This is a genomic window from Aneurinibacillus thermoaerophilus, from assembly GCF_900099925.1.
Classification (GTDB): domain Bacteria; phylum Bacillota; class Bacilli; order Aneurinibacillales; family Aneurinibacillaceae; genus Aneurinibacillus; species Aneurinibacillus thermoaerophilus.
This window is the reverse complement of record NZ_FNDE01000063.1, coordinates 1-7,192: the sequence shown is the minus strand read 5'-3', so window position 1 is coordinate 7,192 and position 7,192 is coordinate 1. Positions and strand designations below refer to the sequence as shown.

Sequence of the window (7,192 nt, the reverse complement as noted above, 5' to 3'; positions counted from 1 at the left end):
CGTATTCATCATGCCAAACTCCTTCGTCCTTTTCTAAAAGAGCATCATCAGAGACTCTACTTATTGTTTTTGCCGCCGTATTCACCCAATCTAAATCCAATTGAAAAGCTTTGGCGCTGGCTTAAAGATAGTGTCATTTCAAACGTGTTTCACAAAAATCAATCGGAGATTGAACAGGCGGTTCAGCGATTTTTAGACTTTACACAATCTTGTCCAGAACAAGTACTACGTCGTATTGGCTATTAAACTGTCAATTGGAATGTATATAGTATATCTACACCAAACAGTCCACCCGCACCATAGTTTTTCAGAAACCATTTATAGCTTTGCGGAAACTCAACCTTTAGTTCACTTTCGATTTTTTCGATGTCCTCATCGGGGATTCCACCAGTAAAATCCGTATCGTCAGAGTGTTCTTGAATAAAAGCAATCAATTCGTCACGTTCCAATTTTTACCCCTCCTGAAAATACAAATTATCTTATTCTTTCCCTTCGAGTTGTTTGGCTCTCCATCTCCAGTACTTTGACCTGAAATTATCGCTTGGGTACGGGAAATCTGGATTTCGTCCACAAAAGCTACGAGTTTGACAGATTCGTCTTTAAAGATCATCTCTAGGCTATTCATGATTCCTTCTCTCCTTTTCCTTTACACACAAAGGAAATTTTTATGTAGGGGATACGGGATGTTACTGAAGCTATCTTTTCCAGACGCTTCCTAACGCTCATTTCCATAGTTTTTCTTATTTTTAGCTTCTGAACGATAGGTGGAGAGAGGGAAACTACCGCTTTCGTCCTCTTAGCGGGGGAATGGGGTGGTAGGGTAGGGGGGCATTCGTACTTTTTCGTATCCGAGAGAAGTCGGTATGTAGGAATTAAAATAACACGGACTGTTGCAGATATTACCACATATTATTTTTACCTCGGTTCTAAAATGGTTATGGGCGATTTAAACGGGGTAAATTTACATTCCCTCCTCAAACCATACGAATCTAAAACTAGTTAAACGAAATATCCCCTACAACGGTTTCTGGAAGTTTAACGCCCGATTTTCGCCGATAGGGGCTTTAAAATTATAAGGTAGTTCAAAGAGTTTTAAATTAAAGCATAGTACAATAGACTCCAGTGTAGGATGTACTTTCCCCGTCTTTTAAATGTCGAACGTTTTAAAACTATTCAAAGTCACCTTAAAGCTAATTAGGCCGCTTACGTCAAATAAAGGCTCTATTCGGCACTGGGTAGCCCCCACCAATAAGAAAAGCTATAGTAGGCAATTGTGCTCAACTATAGCTTCGCTTAAAATGTACTATCTTTTTAAAAACTCTACACTAATTCGGTCAACTTGCAACTCCACATACTTTCCAATTAAACCTAGATAATCAGCAAAATACTCATCTTCATCTAGGATCGTTATTCCTGCGTCTATTGAGTCCCTATTTAAAATACCTCGAATATAGTATTTGTAACCTGAGCCAATACGCTCCAATTCTTTCTTCTCATCGTATATTACTCTAATCTCTAACTCATCTAAAATTGTAAAACCGATTGAGACAGGATAACTTTTTCCTACTTCAATTTCATACGGACATACAGAAGTGAAACCTGTAAATTCAATTCCTTCCACCTCTAAGGTGACTTCTTCTTCTATATGCGGGTCTAATCTTTTAACTAATGCCAAATACTCCATCTCTAGCCCCCTCTTCTTACTCAACAGGATTGATTACCGGAATGTTTTTGCCGTTTATAGTTTTCCAAAACTTCTTGCCGCTTTGAGTATGATAAGTGGTAATTTCACCATTATTGTTCGTACCTACAAACTCAAATTTAGCTTTACCATCTCTGTTGTTACCCATAAATTTCACGTATCCTGTTCTAGTCTCTCCTTTATATTCATATTGTACCTTAATTCCGTTTTTGATTACGTCCTGTGCACCTTTTAAATATTCATCTGCATTCTTATATGTTCCACCAAATTCATTTCCGTGTTTTTTATAATGTGCCTCAAGTTTAGCACGGTCGGCAAACTGAGATGGAACTTTACCCGTCCCCTTAGTTGTAAACCTACAACCTGTAAAGGGAAAGGTGGGTACTCTAGTAGACTAGCCCCACCTTCTATTCTATCATCCTGCCTTCTGCTGCTCGGCTTCAGGAGCGACATATGCGGTCTTGTGTTTCATCATGCCATAGATGATGTTGACCAATCTACGCATGACACAGATTAACGCTTGACCTTTCGTTTTACCTTCTGCCAGCTTCCTATGGTAATACTCGTAGAAGAACGGATTCCGTGGCATCTTGCTTCCTTTCGCTGTCTGTACTTGCTGAACGGCTAGTGTATAAAAGATTCCGTGTAACACTCGGTTCCCCTGTCTGCTTTTCTGATTTCGTCCTTTGCCGCCCGAACTGTAGTTCACAGGGGCAATCCCTGCGAATCGGGCTAACTTATCAGGACTCGAAAACCTGCGAATATCGCCAATCTCTGCGACCAGTGCTGAAGCAGTCACAAGGTTAATGCCCGCCATCGTTTCTAACTTGTAATCAAGTTGCATCATGACGTTGCCAATGGCTTGTTCCACCTCTGCAATTGCCTTTTTCTTAAACTGGATGTCGCTCACGATACTCTGAATGAGAAAATCTCGTGACTCCTGATACTCTCGTCCCGTATCTCCGTCTGCTTCTACAAGCGTAAGAATTTCTCTCGCTTTACGGGTGGAACAGGCATTTGCACTAGCTTTTGTGTCAATTCCTCTTCTGTCACCCCCGCCAAGCAATGCGGAGCGGGGAAGCGACTCCAAAACGCCAGTGCAGTTTTTCCGTCTATCTCGGAGAAGAACTTATTATAGCTGGGATACTGATAGCTGAGTTGCATGTGCAATTGATTCTTACAAGCGGATAGGTTTTTCACCAGCGCATTCCGTCTGGAAACCAGTTGTCCGATTGTCCAGTAAATATCCTGCGGGTTCGCATCGGGCAAGGTATCCAATTGATTGAGTAACACCTGTGCTACACATTCCGCATCCCAACTGTCGCTTTTCTGCGTAGTCGAGTAGCTTTTTCGTTGGGCATACGATAAAGCGGAGTTTACTTCCTTTACCATGTATCCATTGTCTTTCAAGTATATGGCTAACGCTCTGCCGTACCCGCCCACATCTTCCAAACCAAACACAGGAGTCAATTCTTCTTTCTTCGCCAACTTCTTGACCAGCTTTACAAGTTGGGGAAACGCACTCGGCTTGTTTTCAAATGTCAGTTCTCCCTTCTTTTCATGCCAGCAGTTGATGACTACGGCTGTATGCTGATGTTTATGTAAGTCGACACCAATGTACAAATGCTTGAGTTTATGATGCACAAGACTTCACTCCTGTTCTTGGGTATTCATGAACAACATGTCGGCAACCTGAGTTCAAGCGTTAGTCCGAAGACCCGCAGTGGTACGCTAGCCAGTCCATGGTGTTCATATTGTAAAGCTATGACTTGTTACAGAATGGGTTGATGTACCCCTTTGGATGCGATGTGACCGTATGTGTATATACCTTTGTATAAGTTCTCACGGTCAATGATTCGCTTGACTTGTACTTTCGTAAAACATTTGCCTTGTTTCGTTCGGTATCCTTCTTCATGTAGCTGGGAAGCAAGTTGAGACAGCGACCATGTAGGGTTCTGCCGCCGCAAGGTAAACAGTCTGCGCACCACTTCCGCCTGTCTTTCATCCACTTGCAGGACTTTCTGCCCTTTCGTGGCTCGATATCCGAATGCGACCCCACCTCCTGCATAGCCACCCTGTTGGGCTTTCTTTCGTCTTCCTCTGCCCAGTTTCAAGGCAATCTCTAGCCGCTGATACTGGTCAAGCAGTTCCATCATGCCGTTGATGAGAAAATCATTCGGGTCATGAACGTAAATACTATAGTTCGGCTGTTCAATCGCTTTGACGTCTACGTTGTGACGCTTCAATTCACGCTGTACTAAGACTTTCACCATGTCTGCCCGCCACAGGCGAGAGGTGTTCAACACAATCACCTGATTGATTTCCTGCGTTTGAAGACTCGCCAATAGTTCCTGCAATCCTTGTCGGTCTATCGTCAGACCATCTTCATCGACCTTTGCGCCGCTGATGCCTTCATCCTTGTAGATGTGAAGCAATTCAAGGGCATGTTCCTTGCAGTATCGCTCAATCTCTTCCACTTGGTACGCTAAACTGTATCCATCCTTTACCTGTCCTTTGGTGGATACTCGTACATATCCAACTACTTTTGCCATGCCAATCCCCCCACCGTTACAGGAATTACAATCATTGTAACGCTTAACCGAATCGTTATTCTTATTGTATAACGCTTAAGGGTAACATTCAATGACTTCTTCATTCAGCAGTGCTATAATAAGCGCAAACAATAGTACGCTTAAGCGTCACTTATTCTTTATGGAGGAGTTCGCATGGCAGTTTATATTAAACTCCGTCAGATATTGGAGCAAAAAGGCATCTCTCAACGTGAATTGGCACGTATGACAGGTCTTCGTGCAAGTACCATCAATCATCTTTGTTCCGAGAAGGTAGATAGAGTATACCTTGAGACGCTGGAACTTATCTGTAAAACTCTGCATATCCGCATTGAAGACCTGATTGAGATTGAGTAACATATCATCCTGCTTTCACTCGGCTTACCATTCCGCATAGTAGAGCGCATGGCACAGTCACGTTTTCCTCCCACTGCTCCTGTGCAATCTGGTCAAAGTCTACCGTTTTCTGTGATTCAAGCAACCTCTGCTGAATGGCTCGTCTGTGATATGGCATAAAGTCATCCAGAGTCATTAGTCCTTGCTGAACCGCTAACACCATCGCTCTCTTTTCAGGCTTTAATGGTGTTACATCTGTCAGGATAGAACAGGAGTACAAGTTATTGAACGTGGGAGGAAACTGAACTAACGAACCAATCGGGATTTTCTCTTCGGGATTGTAGACAATTTCCACCCTTGTCAGTGCCCCCACCACCTTCTTCCGCTTTCTCTCCTTCTGCTCCTTGCACTTGTCGTACACTCTGCAATAGCCTACCTGTTGCCGCTGGCTCTTCTTGCCGTAGTACCTTGTTCCCTCGTATAGATTCATGCGTCTGCCTGTTCTCGATGCAGTAAAGACTTGATTCATCGGGCAGGGAATGTCAAACGCTACGTCACAGCGGACAAACCAGATGGAACTTGCATTTACCTTCAATCCATCAAGAATAGGCTGGAAATGCTCCAAATGGTCAGGATGCGTTTCAATGCGTAACGTATGCTTCATAGACTTTGGCTCATGATAGGGCTGATATGAGATATGGAAGTAACGGTCAGGGCATTCCCGAATATGAAGATGGTACTTAAATCCCATTTTCCCGATATACTCCTTAATCCCATAGTAATCACAGATGCTCTGCTTGAACGGGTTGAAGAATGTCCAATAGACATCTCTGTACTCGATGACGATTCTGTCGATGGATAACTTGATGTTGCTCATGTGTTCCCCCTCAAAAATTTTCCCGAATTCTCGCTGAATTAGAGGGAAGGTGGCTAGCCCTTACCACATGACCTTCCGTATGATATATAAACTGGCACGTTACCAGATTGATGATGTCCTGCTATACACAGTAATCGCTACAGGTTCAGAAAAAGTTGCGATTCTCTTAAAAGGAATCTCATTATTTTTCTCACCCTAGTTGTCGATGTATGACTGAAATTGTTGCATGAAATATGAATTATAGAGAAACGGGAGATAACGAAGGTCATGATTTTGAAAACAAGAACGATAGGAACTGAACATATTGAGGGTGAAATGAAAGGATTGGAGACGGGAAATAGGTTATATATTTCAATACATGCCATGATGTACGTACAAATAAATCAAGGAAATATTGTACAGGCATGATTAGGGTTATGTTTGTTAGTAACAGAGAAAGTGACTTATTCGGCACTGGGTAGTTCGTATAATCTAAAGAAGCCTTGAAAGAGCCAGCACTCAATCAAGGCAATCATACCTACTCGTTTGTTAAACTACTGTTAATAGACGGAAAGTAAGCTGTTAATTTACCTTGCGGATGATTATCTTGCCAGCCGCACGGCCACCCTCCTTTTCGGTAAACCTCAAAAAGCTGTTCAAAAAAATTATAATCATTTCCGTTTACTGCACGATTGAAAGCACAGTTGTATAAGTCGGCTACGACATCATCGAAAATTTCACTATACATACCTTTCAATCTTCTTCTAAGGTACATTACGAAAGTATCAAGAAGCTTATCAAGTTCTTCCTTGTACTCTTTCAAATCTTCCGTTTCATAATAGTCTTCCATGACTTTGCTCATCTCATTCTCACGACGGTCTGTCCAACCATATTCCTCGTCCCACGCTAGAGCCTTAGCCCTTTCAAAGTCAATAATAATATGAACATTCTTTAATGCCCCATCTTTATTAGTTGGAACAAGTAAGTTACCACTTTTCACAAAGTTAATAACTTCCTCTACCAATGCAGTGTTTGGTCCATACTTCATTTACTTAACCACCTTTCCCAAAGTTCCACTGTTGCACCCTGTTTCGGATACAAAGGTAATCCTTTTTCTTGAAGTCGTTTTAACTTTTGTTGCAATTCAAAGACTTGCTTCTGTAACGCTTCTGGACTTTGCTTAACATCAATTTTGTCTAAAGCCCTTTCAACAGCTTTATTATATACTGAATGAAATCCCTTGTGACGAGACATGGCACTAACATCATTAGCAGGAACTCTCAAGAAGATACCATTAGAAGCATCATCAAAGTCCATTCCGATCTTTTTTATAACAGGATGATTCTTCATTTGCGAAGGAATAATATGCTGCGCTTGATATCCCTTCCAGTTCGTGGAGCGTGAAAGTCCCATAGACTCCATCATGTTTTTACCAAGCTTAGTCGAATCTCCTCCAGTTACTACTCCAGTTTTTCCTGGAATTAATCTAGGAACATTACCCGTCCCCTTAGTTGCATTCCCAGTGGATTGTTTCGGCTTCGGCGGTTGTAATGGCTGTTTCGCTTTATCCAATCTTTTTGTAATTTTAACCGTTTTATTGATGTTTTTGACAATCTTAAGTCTTCCTAAAAACAAATTTTCTAATGCTCCGCCTGCGGCTTTCACATCATCCATCGTCCATTTATTGTCTGTTAATGCGTCAAAATTCTCTTTTCCAACTAATTCCCT

The 7,192-nt window shown here is 41.9% G+C and carries 9 protein-coding genes and 1 pseudogene; 2 read left to right on the top strand and 8 right to left on the bottom strand.

Annotated elements, in window-relative coordinates:
- Positions 1–246: transposase (locus BLR88_RS18120; protein ID WP_175493684.1), on the top strand; the 246-nt coding region annotated here is incomplete at its 5' end.
- Here BLR88_RS18120 and BLR88_RS20450 read toward each other — a convergent pair.
- The 5 genes and pseudogenes from BLR88_RS20450 to BLR88_RS18090 all read right to left on the bottom strand — a co-directional run bounded on the left by BLR88_RS20450 (position 243) and on the right by BLR88_RS18090 (position 4,254).
- Positions 243–449 carry an SMI1/KNR4 family protein gene (locus BLR88_RS20450; protein WP_057900026.1) on the bottom strand — a complete coding sequence of 69 codons (207 nt, stop codon included), beginning with the start codon at positions 447–449 and terminating at the stop codon, positions 243–245. The genes BLR88_RS18120 and BLR88_RS20450 overlap by 4 nt on opposite strands.
- An 854-nt stretch (positions 450–1,303) precedes the next feature.
- The gene (locus BLR88_RS18105; RefSeq protein WP_057900024.1) at positions 1,304–1,684 is read right to left on the bottom strand and encodes a hypothetical protein; all 381 of its coding nucleotides are present in this window, start codon (positions 1,682–1,684) and stop codon (positions 1,304–1,306) included.
- Positions 1,685–1,700: 16 nt separating this feature from the next.
- Entirely contained in the window at positions 1,701–1,850 is a 150-nt protein-coding gene (locus BLR88_RS19800; RefSeq protein ID WP_175493683.1) for a hypothetical protein, read from the bottom strand.
- A 267-nt stretch (positions 1,851–2,117) separates the two neighbouring features.
- Positions 2,118–3,346, bottom strand: a pseudogene (locus BLR88_RS18095) (IS110 family RNA-guided transposase).
- Positions 3,347–3,474: 128 nt separating this feature from the next.
- A complete protein-coding gene (locus tag BLR88_RS18090; RefSeq protein ID WP_091261504.1) occupies positions 3,475–4,254 on the bottom strand; it encodes a recombinase family protein in 780 nt (259 codons plus the stop codon).
- A 174-nt stretch (positions 4,255–4,428) separates the two neighbouring features.
- On the opposite strand from BLR88_RS18090, the gene BLR88_RS18085 reads away from it, so the two are divergent.
- Positions 4,429–4,629 carry a helix-turn-helix domain-containing protein gene (locus BLR88_RS18085; protein ID WP_091261502.1) on the top strand — a complete coding sequence of 67 codons (201 nt, stop codon included), beginning with the start codon at positions 4,429–4,431 and terminating at the stop codon, positions 4,627–4,629.
- A gap of 4 nt (positions 4,630–4,633) precedes the next feature.
- Here the strand turns inward: BLR88_RS18085 and BLR88_RS18080 are convergent, their stop codons facing one another.
- The 3 genes from BLR88_RS18080 to BLR88_RS18070 form a co-directional block, all read right to left on the bottom strand.
- Positions 4,634–5,485: a replication initiation factor family protein gene (locus BLR88_RS18080; RefSeq protein WP_091261501.1), complete on the bottom strand. Its 852-nt coding sequence runs from the start codon at positions 5,483–5,485 to the stop codon at positions 4,634–4,636.
- 517 nt (positions 5,486–6,002) lie between these two features.
- Positions 6,003–6,512 (bottom strand): hypothetical protein, encoded by a 510-nt coding sequence (locus BLR88_RS18075; protein WP_091261499.1) that lies wholly within the window; start codon positions 6,510–6,512, stop codon positions 6,003–6,005.
- Positions 6,509–7,138 (bottom strand): AHH domain-containing protein, encoded by a 630-nt coding sequence (locus tag BLR88_RS18070; protein WP_091261507.1) that lies wholly within the window; start codon positions 7,136–7,138, stop codon positions 6,509–6,511. The genes BLR88_RS18075 and BLR88_RS18070 overlap by 4 nt, the downstream gene beginning before the upstream one ends.
- Positions 7,139–7,192: the final 54 nt, after the last annotated feature.

Coding starts and splice junctions, on each gene's coding strand:
- BLR88_RS18105 (WP_057900024.1), bottom strand. CDS start 1,684: ATGGAGTATTTGGCATTAGTTAAAAGATTAGACCCGCATATAGAAGAA.
- BLR88_RS19800 (WP_175493683.1), bottom strand. CDS start 1,850: ATGGGTAACAACAGAGATGGTAAAGCTAAATTTGAGTTTGTAGGTACG.
- BLR88_RS18090 (WP_091261504.1), bottom strand. CDS start 4,254: ATGGCAAAAGTAGTTGGATATGTACGAGTATCCACCAAAGGACAGGTA.
- BLR88_RS18085 (WP_091261502.1), top strand. CDS start 4,429: ATGGCAGTTTATATTAAACTCCGTCAGATATTGGAGCAAAAAGGCATC.
- BLR88_RS18080 (WP_091261501.1), bottom strand. CDS start 5,485: ATGAGCAACATCAAGTTATCCATCGACAGAATCGTCATCGAGTACAGA.
- BLR88_RS18075 (WP_091261499.1), bottom strand. CDS start 6,512: ATGAAGTATGGACCAAACACTGCATTGGTAGAGGAAGTTATTAACTTT.
- BLR88_RS18070 (WP_091261507.1), bottom strand. CDS start 7,138: ATGGATGATGTGAAAGCCGCAGGCGGAGCATTAGAAAATTTGTTTTTA.